This is a genomic window from Pseudomonadota bacterium (genome assembly GCA_027624715.1).
Lineage (GTDB): Bacteria > Pseudomonadota > Gammaproteobacteria > Burkholderiales > Eutrophovitaceae > Eutrophovita.
The window spans coordinates 1-17,963 of record JAQBTV010000004.1 but is presented as its reverse complement, the minus strand read 5'-3'; the positions used below and the strand labels follow the sequence as shown (position 1 = coordinate 17,963).

At 44.6% G+C, this 17,963-nt stretch carries 17 protein-coding genes; 12 read left to right on the top strand and 5 right to left on the bottom strand.

Annotated elements, in window-relative coordinates:
* Positions 1 to 105 precede the first annotated feature (105 nt).
* Together O3A65_03940 and dmpG are read left to right on the top strand one after the other, a co-directional pair.
* The gene (locus tag O3A65_03940; GenBank protein MDA1331620.1) at positions 106 to 1,056 is read left to right on the top strand and encodes an acetaldehyde dehydrogenase (acetylating); all 951 of its coding nucleotides are present in this window, start codon (positions 106 to 108) and stop codon (positions 1,054 to 1,056) included.
* A gap of 16 nt (positions 1,057 to 1,072) precedes the next feature.
* Positions 1,073 to 2,104: a 4-hydroxy-2-oxovalerate aldolase gene (gene dmpG, locus O3A65_03935; GenBank protein MDA1331619.1), complete on the top strand. Its 1,032-nt coding sequence runs from the start codon at positions 1,073 to 1,075 to the stop codon at positions 2,102 to 2,104.
* Positions 2,105 to 2,154: 50 nt separating this feature from the next.
* Here dmpG and O3A65_03930 read toward each other — a convergent pair whose 3' ends face one another.
* Positions 2,155 to 3,267, bottom strand: coding sequence for an NAD(P)/FAD-dependent oxidoreductase (locus O3A65_03930; protein MDA1331618.1), 1,113 nt, complete (start codon positions 3,265 to 3,267; stop codon positions 2,155 to 2,157).
* An 81-nt stretch (positions 3,268 to 3,348) separates the two neighbouring features.
* Between O3A65_03930 and O3A65_03925 the strand changes: the two genes are divergently transcribed.
* From O3A65_03925 to O3A65_03905, 5 genes are all read left to right on the top strand, one after another.
* On the top strand, positions 3,349 to 4,173 hold the full coding sequence (locus O3A65_03925) for a DUF3025 domain-containing protein (protein MDA1331617.1): 825 nt from the start codon (positions 3,349 to 3,351) through the stop codon (positions 4,171 to 4,173).
* A gap of 259 nt (positions 4,174 to 4,432) precedes the next feature.
* Complete coding sequence (locus O3A65_03920) at positions 4,433 to 4,855, top strand: rubrerythrin family protein (protein MDA1331616.1); 423 nt, start codon at positions 4,433 to 4,435, stop codon at positions 4,853 to 4,855.
* Positions 4,856 to 4,955: 100 nt separating this feature from the next.
* Entirely contained in the window at positions 4,956 to 6,290 is a 1,335-nt protein-coding gene (locus O3A65_03915) for a heterodisulfide reductase-related iron-sulfur binding cluster (protein ID MDA1331615.1), read from the top strand.
* Positions 6,291 to 6,307: 17 nt separating this feature from the next.
* Positions 6,308 to 6,895: a DUF3501 family protein gene (locus tag O3A65_03910; GenBank protein MDA1331614.1), complete on the top strand. Its 588-nt coding sequence runs from the start codon at positions 6,308 to 6,310 to the stop codon at positions 6,893 to 6,895.
* Positions 6,896 to 7,111: 216 nt separating this feature from the next.
* On the top strand, positions 7,112 to 7,735 hold the full coding sequence (locus tag O3A65_03905; GenBank protein MDA1331613.1) for a hypothetical protein: 624 nt from the start codon (positions 7,112 to 7,114) through the stop codon (positions 7,733 to 7,735).
* Between the two features lie 22 nt (positions 7,736 to 7,757).
* Here O3A65_03905 and proB read toward each other — a convergent pair whose 3' ends face one another.
* The 4 genes from proB to rplU form a co-directional block, all read right to left on the bottom strand.
* Positions 7,758 to 8,858: a glutamate 5-kinase gene (proB, locus tag O3A65_03900; GenBank protein ID MDA1331612.1), complete on the bottom strand. Its 1,101-nt coding sequence runs from the start codon at positions 8,856 to 8,858 to the stop codon at positions 7,758 to 7,760.
* A 41-nt stretch (positions 8,859 to 8,899) separates the two neighbouring features.
* On the bottom strand, positions 8,900 to 9,943 hold the full coding sequence (gene obgE / locus O3A65_03895) for a GTPase ObgE (protein MDA1331611.1): 1,044 nt from the start codon (positions 9,941 to 9,943) through the stop codon (positions 8,900 to 8,902).
* Between the two features lie 73 nt (positions 9,944 to 10,016).
* A complete protein-coding gene (gene rpmA / locus O3A65_03890) occupies positions 10,017 to 10,274 on the bottom strand; it encodes a 50S ribosomal protein L27 (protein ID MDA1331610.1) in 258 nt (85 codons plus the stop codon).
* 35 nt (positions 10,275 to 10,309) lie between these two features.
* On the bottom strand, positions 10,310 to 10,624 hold the full coding sequence (gene rplU, locus O3A65_03885; GenBank protein ID MDA1331609.1) for a 50S ribosomal protein L21: 315 nt from the start codon (positions 10,622 to 10,624) through the stop codon (positions 10,310 to 10,312).
* Positions 10,625 to 10,819: 195 nt separating this feature from the next.
* On the opposite strand from rplU, the gene O3A65_03880 reads away from it, so the two are divergent.
* The 5 genes from O3A65_03880 to O3A65_03860 all read left to right on the top strand — a co-directional run.
* Positions 10,820 to 11,782: a polyprenyl synthetase family protein gene (locus O3A65_03880; GenBank protein MDA1331608.1), complete on the top strand. Its 963-nt coding sequence runs from the start codon at positions 10,820 to 10,822 to the stop codon at positions 11,780 to 11,782.
* 392 nt (positions 11,783 to 12,174) lie between these two features.
* Positions 12,175 to 12,744 (top strand): 1,6-anhydro-N-acetylmuramyl-L-alanine amidase AmpD, encoded by a 570-nt coding sequence (ampD, locus tag O3A65_03875; GenBank protein ID MDA1331607.1) that lies wholly within the window; start codon positions 12,175 to 12,177, stop codon positions 12,742 to 12,744.
* Positions 12,745 to 13,105: 361 nt separating this feature from the next.
* Positions 13,106 to 15,952, top strand: a complete 2,847-nt coding sequence (locus O3A65_03870) for a ribonucleoside-diphosphate reductase subunit alpha (GenBank protein ID MDA1331606.1) — start codon at positions 13,106 to 13,108, stop codon at positions 15,950 to 15,952.
* Positions 15,953 to 16,183: 231 nt separating this feature from the next.
* Positions 16,184 to 17,290 (top strand): ribonucleotide-diphosphate reductase subunit beta, encoded by a 1,107-nt coding sequence (locus O3A65_03865; GenBank protein ID MDA1331605.1) that lies wholly within the window; start codon positions 16,184 to 16,186, stop codon positions 17,288 to 17,290.
* Between the two features lie 475 nt (positions 17,291 to 17,765).
* On the top strand, positions 17,766 to 17,963 hold a 198-nt coding region (locus tag O3A65_03860; protein MDA1331604.1), incomplete at its 3' end, for a hypothetical protein.

Below are 17,963 nucleotides of genomic sequence, written 5' to 3'. Positions count from 1 at the left end.
TATAATGACTCAAAAAGTACGTTTTTGCAGGGTACCTAAGATAAGCGATCTTCGATGCTATTTCTTAGCGTAATGTTTTGCAAAGAAATTACGGGAGTATAGATGATGGCAAAAGTCAAAGCAGCGATTATTGGATCCGGCAATATCGGTACAGATTTGATGATGAAGATCATGAGGCATGGTCAGTTTATCGAGATGGCAGCACTGGTCGGTATAGATCCCAAGTCGGATGGCCTAGAGCGAGCGAGACAACTTGGTGTAATGACGATTTCTGAAGGTGTCACCGGGTTGATAGGCGACGACATTATGCCGGAGATCGAGTTAGTGTTTGATGCGACTTCAGCCAGCGTACACATTGAGAATGATCGACTTATTCGGACTGTTAAACCTGATGTAAAGATGGTGGATTTGACGCCGGCGGCAATTGGTAAATATTGCGTGCCGGTAGTAAATTTAACACAACACCTGGATGAGCTGAACGTGAATATGGTGACGTGCGGTGGGCAGGCCACGATTCCGATTGTGGCTGCGGTATCGAGTGTGGCCGAGGTTCACTACGCTGAAATTATTGCATCAATTTCCAGTCGTTCGGCAGGGCCTGGGACTCGTGCCAATATCGACGAATTCACGGAAACCACCTCTCGAGGAATCGAGGTCATTGGCGGGGCTAGGAAAGGAAAGGCAATTATTGTTCTGAATCCAGCTGAGCCGCCGATGCTCATGCGAGATACAGTTTATGTTTTGTCTTCGAAAGTTGATACTTCAAAAATTGAGCAAGCCATTGAGGACATGGTCGCTAAGGTTCATGCATACGTCCCTGGGTATCGTCTCAAACAGCGTATTCAATTCGAAGAATTTGGTCTCGATAATCCCTGCCACATTGCTGGCATTGGGCAATTCAGTGGCATTAAGACCACGGTGTTTCTTCAAGTTGAAGGAGCGGCTCATTATTTACCTTCTTATGCGGGTAATCTTGACATCATGACGTCAGCAGCGCTAGCGACAGGTGAAAAACTTGCTGAGAGATTATTGCAGTTGTCGCCAGCTGTTGCTTGAACGGGGGGATCCTAATATGAATAAGAAAATATATATTTCCGACGTTACGCTGCGGGATGGTTCGCACGCAATACGTCATCAGTACAGCATTGAGCACGTAAAAAAAATTGCTAGAGCCTTAGATGAAGCGAACGTGGATTCAATTGAGGTGGCGCATGGTGACGGGCTACAAGGATCATCATTCAACTATGGATTTGGGCGTCATACGGATGTCGAGTGGATTGCAGCTGCTGCTGAAGAATTATCTGTCGCCAAAGTGGCAACCTTATTGATTCCTGGAATAGGTACCGTTCATGATTTAAAGGCTGCCTTTGATGCTGGGGCACGGGTTGTTCGCGTGGCGACTCACTGCACAGAGGCCGACATTTCGCGACAGCATCTTGAATATGCTCGAGAGATTGGAATGGAACCGGTTGGTTTCCTGATGATGAGTCATATGAATAGTCCTTCCGGTCTTGCTCAGCAAGCTAAGCTCATGGAAAGCTATGGGGCAGTATGTGTGTATGTGGTTGATTCGGGAGGGGCGCTAAACATGAATGATGTCCGCGATCGTTTCAAAGCAATTAAGGACGTCCTTAAGCCTGAGACGCAAACTGGTATGCACGCTCATCATAATCTAAGTCTCGGAGTCGCCAATTCAATCGTGGCCGTTGAGGAGGGGTGTGACCGAGTCGATGCGAGTTTGGCGGGCATGGGTGCTGGGGCTGGAAATGCACCATTAGAAGTTTTTATTGCGGCTGCGGATCGTCTTGGCTGGAACCACGGTTGTGATCTTTACAAATTAATTGATGCGGCAGAGGATATCGTGCGGCCTCTACAAGATCGTCCGGTCAGGGTTGATCGCGAAACGTTGGCTCTGGGTTATGCTGGGGTATATTCAAGCTTTTTATTACATGCTGAGAAAGCTGCGAAACAGTACGGATTGAAAACAATCGATATCTTGGTGGAGCTTGGGCGAAGGCGAATGGTCGGTGGTCAAGAGGATATGATCGTTGACGTCGCGCTGGACCTATTGAGCGCGCAGCAAAAAAAAGCGGTGACTTCCTAGTCTGGGTGCCGATACTGATTGATATTGATCTGGGGTTGGTGCCTATGCCCCTATGAGGTGTTCCTGCTTAATAGCTTTTTGACCAATTCAGCTATCGCTAAGCTAGAGGTTAGCCCTGGAGATTCGATACCAAATAGATTAACGAGTCCTCTCAGGCCGTGGTCCTTTTCAGATTGAATCATAAAATCCGCAGCAGGCTCTCCAGGGCCAGATATTTTTGGCCTTATGCCGGTGTATCCTGGCTGTAGTTGTTTTTGATTTGCTGTAGGCCAGTAGCGGCGAATAGCATCATAAAACAGTGCTTCACGAGAATTATCAAATGTGTAATCGATGTTTGGTATCCAATCGATATCTGGACCAAATCGTGCATTTCCTCCCATATCGACTGTGACATGGACGCCGAGGCCATGCTTACGAGCGATCGGGTAAATAAGGTGTTTGAACGGACTTCGCATGGAGAGTGAATAATAGTGGGCCTTCGCATAGTAGGAAATCGGAACCAATGTTTTGTCCAAACCCGTCATTGAGTTGGCTACATCGCATGCCCGTAACCCTGCAGCGTTAATTAAGAGTTTGGTATGAATCTCATGGGCGTTCGACCCACCCGTCTTTAGGATGAATCCATGCTTGTCGGACGCAATAGATTCAATTGACGTGTGATAGGCGACGATGCCACCTGCATTTTCTGCATCTCCTAAAAGGCTCAGCATGTAAGCATGCGAGTCAATGATGCCGGTCGAGGGAGAGAAGACAGCGCCAACGCATCGGATTTCTGGCTCAAGTTCTAGAGCTTCTTTTTGGTTGAGCCATGTGAGGTCATTCACTCCATTTTCAGCTGCTTTGGAGATATATTGTTTAACCGTTTCAATTTCCGAATCGTCTGTTGCTACAATTAATTTCCCAATACGTTTAAACGGAATGTCACGAAGCTCACAGTACTCGTAGAGCAGTTTTTTCCCAGAGACACATAGAGTTGCTTTGAGTGAGTCTTTTGGGTAATAAATGCCCGCATGAATAACCTCAGAATTTCTCGAGCTTGTATGCATGCCAAATGTATCCTCGGCTTCTATAATGAGCACTTCCTTGCCTTCTAGCGCTAATGCACGAGCAATCGAGAGACCAATTACTCCTGCACCAATGACTACACATTCAATTCGATCCACTTAGCGTATCAATCCTTAATTTTTTTGTTATAACTCTATCTGAGCTACTATTATGGCAATCTATTTTAACGCCGTCAGACAGTGGATTACCCAGAGGGTCGAAAAAAATTATTGGAAGGTAAATTTTGTGAAGATATCAAAGTTTATCTTTTAAGCTTGAATGCATCAAATTGGCCCACGTGTGAGGAATTGAATCGACTCGTTACACAGCAATCTGAAGCTATTTTGAATCTGAACGGAACTGAAATTCAATTTGTGCCTCAATTAAAGAGGCCAAAGATTTTTGAGGCAGGATTTGAGCAGCGTACTTTTTTGACTGGCGAGGTGCAAGTTAGATCTCAAAATTGGCACGACTTATTGAATGCATTGGTGTGGTTCTTATTTCCCAAGTCAAAGGCGGCACTTAATGCGCGACATTTCGCGGTCCTCCAGCATGATGCGGCGAGAGGGCGATCACCTCAAGGGGACGCGCTTACGATTTTTGATGAAGACGGGGTGATCGTTGTGTCCAGAAACCCCGGTTTGACCCGGTTGCTGAAAGAGCTTAAGTGGGTTGATATTTTTTATGAATCTCGCGGTGAGGTGATGCAAGATATGTCGTTCAGAATTTTTGGACATGCCTTACTGGAAAAATCGATGAATCCATATGTAGGGATGACGGGTAAGGCCTTGATAATCGAGGACCCAAAGGGTGAGGCTGCGACTTGCTCAGTGCTTTCGACAGCAGCCATCGACGCTGAGTTATCTCAAATAATTCCGAATCTGGAATTGTTTGGTTCTGGGCGCAACTTTTCACCATTACCGATGCTTGGATTGCCTGGTTGTTGGGAAGACAATGAGAAATTAGAATTTTTTCTCAACGATTCGTATTTTCGCCCCAAAAGGTCTGAGAACAAAAAAGCTTGAAAATAAACACAGCATATAGCTCATTTCTTATTGCCTCTGACGGTTTTAAGCTAATGATAATCATGAGAACGATTTGCTGAATTTTCTGCAGAGTATAAATTGACAGAAAGAGCCTGAAAAAATACACTACCTAGATCAAAAATTTAGAACTTGTCTAAAGTTTGATAGTCCACATATCAAAGATTAGTTGTTTTCGCGGCACGAAAAGCGCTGGAAGGTAATAATCATTGGTAAATGAAAAACGAAAGGGAGCTTATAAATGGCTGGTTTAAAAGGATCAAAGACTGAAAAAAGTCTCAAAGATGCGTTTGCAGGCGAGTCTCAAGCAAACCGAAGATATTTGTATTTTGCGAACAAGGCGGACGTTGAGGGTCAAAACGACGTAGCGGCAGTATTCCGCTCTACTGCTGAAGGTGAGACTGGGCATGCTCATGGGCATCTTGAATATTTGGAGCAGGTTGGTGATCCGGCTACCGGCTTACCGATTGGTGGCACAAGAGACAATCTGACCGCTTCCGTAGCTGGCGAGACACATGAGTACACGGATATGTATCCTGGTATGGCAAAAACTGCTCGCGATGAGGGTTTTGATGAAATCGCAGATTGGTTTGAGACGCTCGCTAAAGCAGAGCGATCCCATGCGAACCGATTCCAAAAAGCTCTTGATGCACTAGAAGATTAATTCTTAGCTGATCAGTTTAATTGAGTAGTAGTAAGCGTGAGCATTAGATAACTCTTGCTCACGCTTTTTTGTTGGACGAGTATTTTACGGTAGATGTTTTATGCGAGAAGGTAGTCTAGAAGCACCAACGCGTCACCCTCTGAACTGGGAGGATGAGGAGTTCTACAAGGAAGAGCCGCTTTATGAAGAGATGGAGCGTGTATTTGATATTTGTCATGGGTGTCGGCGTTGCGTCAATTTATGCACGACTTTCCCAACGCTCTTCGATTTAATTGATGAAAGCTCCACGATGGAGGTGGACGGTGTTGCTAAAGAGGATTATTCAAAAGTAGTTGATAAGTGCTATTTGTGCGACATGTGTTACATGAGTAAATGTCCGTATGTGCCACCGCACGAATGGAATGTTGATTTCCCCCATTTAATGTTGCGTGCGAAGGCACAAAAATTCAAAAACGGTCAGACAAAGTTTAGGGATAAATTATTGTCCAATACGGATGTACTGGGAAAACTCTCGTCCATTCCTGTGGTTGTTCAGACGATTAATGCTGTTAACACGAACAAGGTGACGCGCTCGATAATGGACAAAACGCTTGGTATTCACAAGGATCGCAAGTTACCAAAATACGCGGGTAAAACCTTTAGATCCCACTTACCCAAAGCGGGTACAGTCTCGTCTCAAGAAGGTCAGAGAACTCCTGGAAGGGTGGCCGTGTTCGTTACGTGTTACGTGAACTACAACGAACCGAATATTGGTGACGACCTATTTAAGGTGCTCGACCATAATCAAATTTTGGCTGTCGCGGTTCAAAAAGAGGCTTGTTGCGGGATGCCTAAGTTAGAGCTGGGTGACCTCGAAGCAGTTAAAAAATTAAAAGAAAAAAATATCCCTCAAATGGTTAAGTACGCCCGGCAGGGCTATGCACTCATGACCGCTGTGCCATCATGCACTTTAATGTTTAAGCAGGAATTACCACTTCTTTTCGCCGATGATGAGGATGTGCAGTTGGTAGCGAAGGCTATGTTCGATCCATTTGAATATTTTGTGATGCGTGATCGTGATGGCCTTCTCAATACCGACTTTAAAGAATCTTTGGGGCAAGTTTCGTATCACGTACCCTGTCATTTGCGCGTGCAAAATATTGGGCTAAAGACAAAAGAAATGTTGGAACGGGTTCCAGGTACCACCGTGAATACGGTGGAGCGGTGCTCCGGACATGACGGCACATGGGGCGTTAAGAAGGAATACTTCGCCGATTCGATGAAAATTGGTCGGCCAGTTTTCCATCAGATGATTGAGAAAACTCCGCATTACATCAGCTCGGATTGTGCTATTGCTGCGACGCATATCGTACAAGGTATAGAAGAGAAGCACGATGTGAGTGACGTCAAAAAACGTCACCCCATTACGTTATTGCGTATTGCTTATGGTTTATAAGAATTGGAGAGAAAAAAATGTTGAATAGAGCAAGCTTGATGTCGCTAGAAGAATATGCCAAGCGTAGATCCTCGTTTCGTACCGAAGTTATGGAGCATAAAAAAACTAGGAAGGTCCATTTAGGTGAGCATGTGACTCTGTTGTTTGAGAATGCTTTAACCGTGCAATATCAAGTTCAGGAAATGCTTCGGGTAGAGCGCATTTTTGAAGAAGAAGCCATCCATGAGGAATTACACGCTTATCTGCCTCTAGTTCCAGATGGAAGTAACTGGAAGGCAACGCTGTTAATTGAGTACCCTAATGAGGATGAAAGAAAAATCGCCCTGTCGAAGCTCATTGATCTTGAAGATCGTGTTTGGGTGCAGGTTCCTGGGTTTGATAAGGTTTTCCCTTTTGCGGATGAAGACTTAAACCGGGAAAATGCTGAGAAAACCTCTGCGGTACATTTTCTTCGATTTGAGCTCTCGAGTGATATGAAGAAGTCGCTTCTTCATGGCTCCTCGCTGCGTATTGGAATAGATCATCCCAACTACAAGGTAGACATTGAAGAGGTGCCTGAAAGCTTTCGCGACTCTTTGGTAAGCGATCTGGTAGCGGATAGCTGAGAACGACTTTAAAAGTTACACCACAGCTCTAATTTGAGAAGGGCGTTACCGAATTGGGGAATTTATATGGCTGGAACTGCTTATGCCTTTGATCGCGGATGGCTTTTATTTTGCAGATATTAGGCACAAAAGCCTCTGCTTCAGGTAAGGTTTCCCATCCACAGACCCGTCAGTACATATATTCTTAAAGTTAGATGTGTTTTTAAGAAAGTTGATATGCACCTTTTTTTAGAGATATTGAGTTTGCGAGTCCGGAGCCTCGTAGGCTTGACCTTGTTCTTGGTTTGTGCCGCGTTCGGATCCACTATGCACCTTGAAGCACATGCTCAGACCGATTCATCAGGACGAAGCCTTAATCGGGACGGAGCTATAAATACGTTAAACAAATACGAGAAACCACGAGTTTGGAATGAGTTGGATGTTGATTTGCCACTACTGCCTCAAAAAACCAGGTTTAGTCAATTCCAGACCACAAGCCAGTCTAGCTTTCAATTTTTTGTTGACATCTCTTCAATCCGGCTTGGGGAGGATGGGGTAGTAAGTATAGTTTTACGTGCGGTCTCTCCCAAAGGCAGTGAGAATATTACCTATGAGGGGTTTCGCTGTGAAACCGGTGAATACAAATTGTATGCATCGAGTTTTGGATTTGATGAGGCATGGATGCCTGTTAAAAATCCCCAATGGCGCGCAGCACAATACCAAACTGCCAATAGTTACCGGGGTGATTTGTTGAAATACTATATTTGTAGCGATGGCATTAATATCCCAAATGAGCGGCAATTGCAGGCATACTTCAGGAAAGGAAAAATGCGCTTGAAAGCCGGCCGATTGAGGCAATGATTATAGGTGACGAGTCGAACGTCTATTCGTCAAGCGCCAGATTATCTCTGTTTATGAGTTCGAGATCATCCACGTAGCCTAGTACATCTGCTATTTTTTCTGACGGCAACCCCTTAATACTGTTAATTTCTGTGAAGTTGTAGTTGATGAGCCCGTACGCAATGATCTGTCCCGATGCGTTAGTGCAGGCGACAACATCTCCTCGGTCGAAGTGTCCTTTAATGGCTGTCACACCTATTGGTAACAAACTTTTATGATTTATGGTTATGGCGCGTATTGCACCTTCATCAAGAGTGAGTGAGCCACGAACTTGTAAATGATTGCTCAGCCATTGTTTTCTGGCTGTCATCACAGGTTTGGAAGCGTTTAGCCTGCTCCCAATGTTTTCACCAGACAGTATGCGTAATAAGACATCCACCTCTTTCCCGTTGGCTATTACGGTATGCGTTCCGCTACGGGCAGCTCGTTTTGCCGCACGCAATTTCGTGAGCATTCCGCCGCTACCTAAGTTGGAGCCATTACCTGTCGCCATTTGTTCTAGTGAGGGATCGCCTGCTTCGGCAACATCAATTTTTTTAACATCCTGAGACGTTCTTGGGTCGCCAGTAAAGAGTCCATCTTGATCGGTAAGAATAATGAGCGTATCTGCCTCAACCAAGTTCGCGACAAGTGCGGCTAAAGTGTCATTATCGCCAAACTTAATTTCTTCTGTTGCGATTGAGTCGTTCTCGTTCACAATAGGCACAATGCCCAGGTCGACCAATGTGCGAAGTGTGGATCGAGCATTTAAGTATCGTGTTCTGTTCGCTAGATCATCATGAGTGAGTAAAATTTGAGCGGTGTGTAAACCCAAGACCTGAAAGGCGTCTTCATAGGCCCTGATTAAGCCCATCTGCCCGACTGCGGCTGCGGCTTGAAGATCATGAATCATGGTAGGGCGCACTTTCCAGCCTAAACGGAGCATCCCTTCGGCGACGGCTCCACTAGAAACAAGAATGATTTCAGACCCCTCTTTTTTGATCTGTGCAACTTGTCGCGTCCACTCTTTGAGGGCGGACAAGTCTAGCCCTTGGCCATTAGCCGTAATCAGGCTACTGCCAATCTTAACGACGATTCGTTTCATGTGATGCGCCTTAGCGTTCATCTCTCGTCAGGACCCAGTTATTAGGATTTTTTGTATTCTTCTAATTTACTCATGTATTCCATAATGCTATTCATGAGTGCTGGAGTGCCTTCCGCGGACAGCGATGAGATAGGGAAAATCTGCTCGCTATTTGCGAGTCCTTTTTTAAGGGCGGCGGATATCTCCGCAATGCATGCTCCTTGTTCCTCATGAGGAATTAAGTCCATTTTATTTAATGCGATCCATCTTGGTTTTTTAAATAGTGCCTCATCATATTTTTGTAATTCCAGACAGATATCGTTAGCTCCTTGCACGATTGATTCTGTATTTGCGTATTCAGTGCCAATATCGATTACATGAACTAATAATTTCGTTCGTTGTAGATGCTTTAGGAACTGATGTCCCAGCCCTGCTCCCTCTGAGGCCCCAGCAATAAGCCCAGGGATGTCGGCGATAACAAAGCTGCCTCTAAACCCAGAACGAACAACGCCTAAATGAGGATGTAATGTCGTAAAAGGATAGTCGGCTATTTTGGGCTTCGCAGCGGATACCGACGTGATGAGAGTCGATTTCCCTGCATTTGGAAATCCCAATAACCCAACGTCCGCAAGCACGCTGAGCTCCATGCGAATCGATCTGTCCTCACCGAGCTCGCCACTGGTGAACTGTCTAGGTGCGCGGTTCGTGCTCGATTTGAAGTGTATATTGCCCAGCCCCCCCTTGCCTCCTTTGCATATTTGTTCCGTTTGCCCATCTTGGCTTAAATCAAAAATTATAGAATTGTCTGAGTCATCGTAAATGATCGTGCCCATGGGAACTTCTAGATAGAGGTCATCGCCTGATTTACCATAACAGTCTTTACCCTGACCATTCTCGCCATTTTTAGCGTGAAAAATTCTTTTAAAACGGTAATCTAAAAGGGTATTGATATCCCTGGAGGCGCGAACATAAATAGATCCACCTCGGCCTCCATCTCCGCCGCTGGGCCCCCCGTTAGGAACAAATTTTTCGCGACGAAAGGCGGCAACGCCATTGCCTCCTTTGCCTGCATGCACTTCTATATTTGCTTCATCAACAAACTTCATTGTTTTGTTTTTATATAGTCAGGTAAAAAAAAACCCCGCCTCGTAGGCAGGGTTTTTTGAAATAAGTTAAACCCTACGCTGGAACAATACTAACGATTTTCTTATTTAACGGGCCGGTTTTTCCGAATAAAACGTGCCCATGCACTTTTGCAAACAAGGTGTGGTCTCGACCTATACCGACATTCTCGCCAGGATGAACCACTGTGCCGCGTTGTCGAATGATAATGCTACCTGCAGAGATCAGTTCTCCGCCAAAGCGTTTGACGCCAAGTCGTTTGGCGTTTGAGTCGCGTCCGTTTCTAGAACTACCGCCCGCTTTTTTATGTGCCATAAATTAATTGCCTTTCAAAACGTAAAGTCGCGTGGTTACTGGCTTGTAATGTCGCCGATAACGACCTCAGTAAAATTTTGACGATGACCCTGCTGCCTTTTATAGTGCTTTCGTCTTCGCAGTTTAAATATTCTAACTTTTTTGCCGCGGCCATGGCCTAAAACTGTTGCCGCAACACTCGCGCCATCAATAATGGGGGTGCCTATTGAGACGTTGGCGCCGTCAACAACCATCAGGACTTGGTCGAGCGTGATATTTTCGCCAACCTCAGCGCCCAACGTTTCAATCTTTAATTTTTCTCCAGTGGCGACTTTGTACTGCTTCCCACCAGTTTTAATTACAGCATACATGGCTTTATTTTATCCTGAGTTCAAGCGGCTATTAACCGTTATTTCTTACCAAAAAGGGAGCGTAGCATACAAGATTTCGTCAAATTACGCAATAATTCAGAAACTTATTTGACACCTAAGAGAGAGGCTCATAACATCAACCCACCTAGTTGTTAACCGCCAATACCTTACCCGATTCATTATCTTTCGTGGCTCATGAAATCCTCCAACTCCATTACCAGTGACCTTTTGGCGCGCCTGAGTGAAGAGATCGGCACCCAACTCGTGTCACAAGTACCCTTGGTGGGAGAGGTCGCTCGGTACACAATTAATAATGGTGGCAAGAGACTGAGGCCTATTTTATTATTATTGTCCGCTGCTAGCTTAGGTTATGAGGAGCGACCTGCGATTCAGTTGGCTGCCGCGATAGAGTTTGTTCATACGGCAACACTATTGCATGATGATGTGGTGGATAGATCTGCGGTTCGCAGGGGATTGCAAACGGCGAATGAGCGCTTTGGCAATGCGGCTGCAGTGTTGGTTGGTGATTTCTTGTATTCTAGGGCGTTTCAAATCATGGTAGATGTTGGTGAGGGGGATGTCTTCAGGGTAATGGCTGATGCAACAAACGCTATCTCTGAGGGTGAAGTACTTCAGCTCTCAAATATCCAGAACCTCGAACTTACTGTGGACTCCTATTTTGAAATGATTCGCGCAAAAACCTCTAGGTTGTTTGAGGCGGCGGCTATGTTGGGCGGTATTGTTTCTGGGGGCAGTAAAGAAATCATTGAAGATTTGGGGCGATATGGAGTTCACATTGGCACCGCTTTCCAGATTGTCGACGACATATTGGATTATGATGGGGTTGAGAGCGAGATTGGAAAAAAACCGGGGGATGATTTGGCGGAAGGTAAAGTTACCTTGCCAGTCATACACGCGTTAGAACGCGGTTCGGAAGATGATGTCAAAGTTATTCGAGAGGCGATTCTCACGGGTGGGGTCAGAGGTTTAGGTGGTGTAGTCGATATTTTTCGTAAGTTAGATTCGCTCGATTATTCGCGCAGGCTCGCCCGTAGGGAGATAGCGTCAGCGGAGCAAAGTATTTCAAGTTTGCCGCATTCACCTTTTAAAGATTGCATGATTGATTTAGCCCGAAACTCGTTGTCTCGCATAAATTAAGCCCGTAAGTTGTTTATTGCTCAAGGTATTGTATTTATTTGCTATTGGTTGCAAGCTTTTTAATATCAGAATGTGATTTTTGGGGTTAAGGCTAGTATTCGGGCAGTTTTGATGGGTAAACACCTACGGTTATGAGTGGGTTCATTGGAGACGCGTGTGGTTAAGTATCTATTATTGCTATTATTGTGTGTTCTGGCCTATGTCTTCATTAAGACGAAGGGGCGAAAAACAAGCACGAGGTCTTCTGATGGGGTGCGTTCAGCGCCTGCTGTTGAAGACATGGCTCGTTGTGCTCATTGTGGTGTACATTTTCCTTTAAGTGAAGGTTTTCGGTCGAGCGGTCGAATCTTTTGCTCCAGTGAGCATCTCGAATTGAGGGATAAGACGCCCTCATGACTGACCCTCGCTGTCGAATTGAGGATGGTTATCTAATAGACGCTGAGAGGTGTTATTCACCCAACTACGATGACAGGCCAAGTAATGTTCGGCCGAGTCTCATCGTTATTCATTCCATTAGTCTGCCTCCTGGAGAGTTTGGCGGGGCTGATATCCGCCGCTTATTCACGAACCAACTTGATACCAATGCCCACCCGTTCTATCAGCAGCTTCGCGGCTTAAAAGTTTCAACACATTTTTTGATTGATCGTGTTGGTTGCATTACACAGTTTGTGTCTTGTTTGCATAGGGCTTGGCACGCTGGAGAGTCGCGCTGGAGAGGTGAGCTAAACTGCAACAATTATTCGATCGGAATTGAGCTTGAAGGTACTGAAACGGATGACTTTGAGCTGAGGCAGTACGTCAGCTTGAGAAAGCTTTGTCAATCGTTAGTTGTGTCTTATCCGATCGAGGCCTGCGTGGGGCACTCACATATCGCGTTGCCAATGGGCCGTAAAAAAGATCCTGGGGTTGGATTTGATTGGAGCGAGCTCTCATCGGTAAAAAATATCGACCTGCCAAAATAGCGTGCTCGGTCGATTTTAATTTAATACCTTTAAGATTGAAAAACATTGATTTAGAGATGAAAAAAAATCTGAAATCGAAGTATTTATCATAAGATCGTTAAACCCCCCCACCAAAATTCGTATAAGAAAACCTTGACACTGGGCGCGCCAACACTAGAATTAGTGTTATGTTCTGAGTCATAGCACAATATGTTGTGTGTTACGTGTGCATAACTTGTGGGTGGTTTGTAAGAATTTAGTCATTATTCATTGTCCCATGTCCGTTATGGCCAGAGTTGGTCTGTGTAGAAGGCTTTGATTGAAATTGCAATAAAACAGCGATGCGTCAAAGAAGCAATAGGATGAAAATTGAGGAGACTAAATGCAATTGATGGCTAATGTGAGTGAAGCAACTAATTTGAGCTTAGAAAATATAAGAGAAATTCAAAGTGAGGCCGCGCGCATGGATTCAGGAATGATGAAGGTTCTTCGTCGAAATGGGTCGGTAGTAGGCTTCGAGCCGTCAAAGATATCAATAGCAATGACCAAAGCTTTCCTCGCGGTGAGCGGAGGGCAAGGCGCCGCATCAGCTCGTGTTCGGGAGCTGGTATCACAGTTGACGCAACATGTAATTGTCGCGCTCAAACGAAGGAATCCAACGGGCGGCACGGTCCATATTGAGGACATTCAGGATCAGGTAGAGCTGGCGTTAATGAGGCACGGCGAGCAAGGGGTTGCTAGATCATATGTGCTCTATAGGGAAGAGAGAAACCAGGAGCGAGTCCGAGCTAAGAAAGAGGCTGCAATTGATCAAAGCGAAGCTCCTTTTGCATTGAATATGTTAGTCGATGGGGTGTCTCAGCCACTTGATTTAAATAACTTAAAGAGATTGATCGAGGATGCCTGTTCAGGACTCGGTACGGAAGTGAAAGCAGACAAGGTTTTGTCGTTAACGGTCCGGGATCTTTATGATGGTGTGCCTGTTAATGAGGTTAACAAGAGTTTGATCTTGTCGGCAAGATCTTTAATCGAAAAGGATCCTGCCTATAGTTTTGTTACTGCTAGATTGCTACTTAATGATTTGCGTCGTGAAGCTGTAGGAACAGAGCTGACTAGAGAAGAAATGGTAGTTCGCTATCCGACGTATTTTCCTGAGTTTATCAAAAGGGGGGTAGACGCAGAGCTCCTGGATGAGCGCATGCTTCAATTCGATTTGGTATTACTAGGTGCTGCGCTAAAGCCTGAGCGGGATGAACAATTTGGTTATTTAGGGCTCCAAACACTTTATGATCGTTACTTTCTGCACGTAGAAGATCGTCGTATAGAGTTGCCGCAAGCGTTTTTTATGCGCGTTGCGATGGGCTTATCTTTGGGGGAGGCACAGAGAGAGGCGAGAGCTGTAGAGTTTTATAACATATTGTCGTCATTCGATTTTATGAGCTCTACACCAACGTTATTTAATTCTGGGACCACGCGACCACAGCTATCGAGTTGTTATTTGACTACTGTTGATGACGACTTGGACGGAATCTACGAGGCAATTAAAGAAAATGCGTTGCTCTCAAAATATGCGGGAGGCTTGGGTAATGACTGGACTCCTGTTCGATCCATGGGCTCTCATATTAAAGGCACAAACGGTAAGTCCCAAGGTGTTGTGCCATTCCTAAAAGTAGTTAACGATACCGCTGTTGCTGTTAATCAAGGTGGCAAGCGCAAGGGGGCCGTGTGTGCTTACCTCGAAACCTGGCATATGGATATAGAGGAGTTTCTGGAGTTAAGAAAAAACACAGGGGACGATCGTCGCAGAACCCACGACATGAATACGGCGAATTGGATACCAGATTTATTCATGAAGCGGGTGATGCAAAATAAACCATGGACACTCTTCACTCCTTCAGAAGTGCCAGATTTGCATGATCTCTACGGAGAGCCTTTTGAGCAAGCCTATACTCGGTATGAGCAGATGGCGTTAGCGGGTGAAATTAAACTGTTCAAGCAGCTCCCGGCCATACAGATTTGGAGAAAGATGCTCTCTATGTTGTTTGAGACAGGGCACCCATGGATCACGTTTAAGGATCCATGCAATATTCGCTCGCCTCAAAAACATATTGGATCTGTACACAGCTCTAATTTGTGTACAGAAATTACGTTGAACACCTCTGAAAGTGAGATCGCTGTTTGTAACCTGGGATCGGTTAATCTTATTGCGCACCTAAAAGATGGGAAGTTAGATCATGAAAAATTAAAGAGAACAATCTCTACCGCGATCAGGATGTTGGATAACGTAGTTGATATTAACTTTTATGCTGTGGATAAAGCTCGGAATTCTAATCTAAAGCACCGACCGGTTGGGATGGGAATGATGGGGTTTCAGGACTGTCTTCATGAGCTAAAAATCCCATACGGATCGGATGAGGCGGTTTCGTTTGCCGATGAGTCCACTGAGGCGGTATGTTACTACGCGTACTGGTCCTCAACGAATTTGGCAGAGGAGCGGGGTCGATACGCAACGTTTGATGGATCGCTATGGTCCAAGGGCATTCTGCCGATCGATTCGATTGAACTTTTAGAGCAACAGAGAGGCGGATACCTAGAGGTTGATCGAAAGAAATCGCTTGATTGGGACTGGCTTCGAGACCGCATTCAATCAGTGGGCATGCGGAATTCAAACTGTGTGGCGATCGCACCCACGGCAACGATAGCAAATATTATTGGGGTTTCAGCATCAATCGAACCAACGTATCAAAATCTATATGTGAAGTCCAATCTGTCAGGTGAGTTCACAGTGACCAACAGTTATTTAGTTAATGATCTAAAAAAACGTGGTCTTTGGGATGAAGTTATGATTTCAGATCTCAAATACTTTGATGGTGCGCTTTCAAAAATAGACCGCATACCGGAGGAGCTGAGATCAGTGTACGCAACTGCTTTTGAAATGGATCCTGTTTGGTTGGTTGAGTGTGCTGCGCGGCGCCAGAAGTGGATCGATCAAGCGCAGTCTCTAAACATTTACATGGCAGGAGCTTCAGGTAAGAAATTGGATGATATATACAAGCTGGCCTGGCATCGAGGCCTGAAGACAACTTACTACTTGAGAACTATGGCGGCTACATCAGCGGAGAAATCTACCGTGGCTGCGGGGCAACTGAATGCTGTGTCTTCATCAATGGAGTCTGTTGAGCCAAAGTTCTGCGTAATCGATGATCCTGAGTGCGAGGTTTGTCAATGACGTTATTGAAAAAAATTCATTCTGCACTTAGGCGAAGGAAGAAATTTTTTCGGGGCTAACTCTAACCCTATAGATAAGCTGAATGGCGACACTAAAGTTAAAAACATCGTTAATAGAAAAAATCGTTTTAGATTTTTGTTTTGAGCTAAATAGACAATATCGCTAACGAATATGTCGGTATTATTTTAATAAGATTTAATAAACTTTAATAAGTATTGATAAGGAAATAGCATGCTCCAGTTTGAAGATACACCAGTGACCATTACCAATACCGTTAGAAAGGTGGTGGAAGAATCTGATCCATTGGTTGAAGCGACAAATAAAAGGGTTCGTGTTGAGGATAAGCGGGTCATCAATGGTTCGGCAGACGTAAACCAGCTTGTTCCTTTTAAATACAATTGGGCTTGGGATAAGTATCTGGCTGGGTGCGCGAACCATTGGATGCCACAGGAGATCAACATGACCCGGGATATCGCGACTTGGAAGGATCCTGTCGGGCTGACTGACGATGAACGTCTTATCGTAAAACGTAATCTGGGTTTTTTTGTGACTGCGGATTCCTTGGCGGCGAATAATATTGTCTTGGGCACCTACCGGCACATCACAGCGCCTGAATGCAGACAATATTTATTGAGGCAGGCCTTCGAGGAGGCAATTCATACGCATGCGTATCAGTATATTGTTGAAAGCCTAGGTCTTGATGAGAGCGAAATCTTTAATGCTTATAACGAGATAAAGAGTATTAGAGATAAAGATCAATTCCTAATTCCATTCATTGAAGTATTGTCAGATCCGAATTTCAAAACAGGAACACCTGAGTCAGATAGAGATTTTTTGAGAAGCCTGATCGTGTTCGCTTGCATTATGGAGGGCTTATTTTTCTATGTAGGATTCGTGCAAATACTGGCCCTAGGGAGACAAAATAAAATGATGGGTGCAGCAGAACAATATCAATACATTCTGCGTGATGAGTCAATGCACTGTAATTTTGGAATAGATATGATCAATCAAATTAAGCAGGAAAATCCCCATCTATGGACCGAAGAGTTTAAGAAGGATATTCAAGGTCTCATGAAAAAAGGTGTGGAGTTAGAGTACCGGTATGCGGAAGATACGATGCCGAGAGGTGTGCTTGGATTAAACGCTCCAATGTTTAAAGAGTATTTGCGTTACGTTGCGAATCGACGTTGTCAGCAAATTGGTATAGACATGATTTTCGAAAATGCAAATAATCCGTTTCCTTGGATGTCTGAGATGATTGATCTTAAAAAAGAGAAAAACTTTTTTGAAACACGCGTTACTGAATATCAAACAGGTGGTGCTCTTAATTGGGACTGAAAATATTGAGTGGTAAAAAACATACACATTTTAAAAAAAATATAAGAATAATTTGCGGGATACTCTTTAAATGATAATAATCTCGCCACAAAGTGATTAAGTAATATTAATTGTCGAATTCGGAATGACGCAAGACGGAGCTGAATGACTAGAACTACGTGTTCTCAATGTTTGAGAAAAAAGCGTACTCACCAAATGGCGAGCCAATAAGCAAGATTATTATGACCTCTTGTTTATCTTACATCGGGGATGATTCGAATCCCTCACTGCCGAGCGGCGTTAATTTTTTGCACGCTCATTGGCCTTCTACCCTTACAAATAAAAAAAGAGTGTACAAGAGTAAATGCTTGTGTGCCCTTTTGTCATGGACTGACCAGAGCGCGGACTTAGGTACGCGTTTTTCATCAGTAACGGCATATTAATACCCAATATGTAGTTATGCCGAGTTTTTTAACCTTAGAAGGAGGTAATTCCAATGGCAGTTAAAAAGAAACCTGTAGCTAAGAAAAAGCCAGCAGCTAAGAAAGTAGCAGCTAAGAAAAAGCCAGCAGCTAAGAAAAAGCCAGCAGCTAAGAAAAAGCCAGCAGCTAAGAAAGTAGCAGCTAAAAAGCCAGCAGCTAAGAAAAAGCCAGCAGCTAAGAAAAAGCCAGCAGCTAAGAAAAAGCCAGCAGCT

What these genes read in the sequence shown, in the direction of transcription:
- O3A65_03915 (MDA1331615.1), top strand. Translation starts at nt 4,956, where the DNA reads ATGCGAGAAGGTAGTCTAGAAGCACCAACGCGTCACCCTCTGAACTGG.
- rpmA (MDA1331610.1), bottom strand. Translation starts at nt 10,274, where the DNA reads ATGGCACATAAAAAAGCGGGCGGTAGTTCTAGAAACGGACGCGACTCA.
- O3A65_03940 (MDA1331620.1), top strand. Translation starts at nt 106, where the DNA reads ATGGCAAAAGTCAAAGCAGCGATTATTGGATCCGGCAATATCGGTACA.
- dmpG (MDA1331619.1), top strand. Translation starts at nt 1,073, where the DNA reads ATGAATAAGAAAATATATATTTCCGACGTTACGCTGCGGGATGGTTCG.
- O3A65_03905 (MDA1331613.1), top strand. Translation starts at nt 7,112, where the DNA reads ATGCACCTTTTTTTAGAGATATTGAGTTTGCGAGTCCGGAGCCTCGTA.
- O3A65_03880 (MDA1331608.1), top strand. Translation starts at nt 10,820, where the DNA reads ATGAAATCCTCCAACTCCATTACCAGTGACCTTTTGGCGCGCCTGAGT.
- obgE (MDA1331611.1), bottom strand. Translation starts at nt 9,943, where the DNA reads ATGAAGTTTGTTGATGAAGCAAATATAGAAGTGCATGCAGGCAAAGGA.
- O3A65_03865 (MDA1331605.1), top strand. Translation starts at nt 16,184, where the DNA reads ATGCTCCAGTTTGAAGATACACCAGTGACCATTACCAATACCGTTAGA.
- proB (MDA1331612.1), bottom strand. Translation starts at nt 8,858, where the DNA reads ATGAAACGAATCGTCGTTAAGATTGGCAGTAGCCTGATTACGGCTAAT.
- O3A65_03870 (MDA1331606.1), top strand. Translation starts at nt 13,106, where the DNA reads ATGCAATTGATGGCTAATGTGAGTGAAGCAACTAATTTGAGCTTAGAA.
- O3A65_03910 (MDA1331614.1), top strand. Translation starts at nt 6,308, where the DNA reads ATGTTGAATAGAGCAAGCTTGATGTCGCTAGAAGAATATGCCAAGCGT.
- O3A65_03920 (MDA1331616.1), top strand. Translation starts at nt 4,433, where the DNA reads ATGGCTGGTTTAAAAGGATCAAAGACTGAAAAAAGTCTCAAAGATGCG.
- rplU (MDA1331609.1), bottom strand. Translation starts at nt 10,624, where the DNA reads ATGTATGCTGTAATTAAAACTGGTGGGAAGCAGTACAAAGTCGCCACT.
- ampD (MDA1331607.1), top strand. Translation starts at nt 12,175, where the DNA reads ATGACTGACCCTCGCTGTCGAATTGAGGATGGTTATCTAATAGACGCT.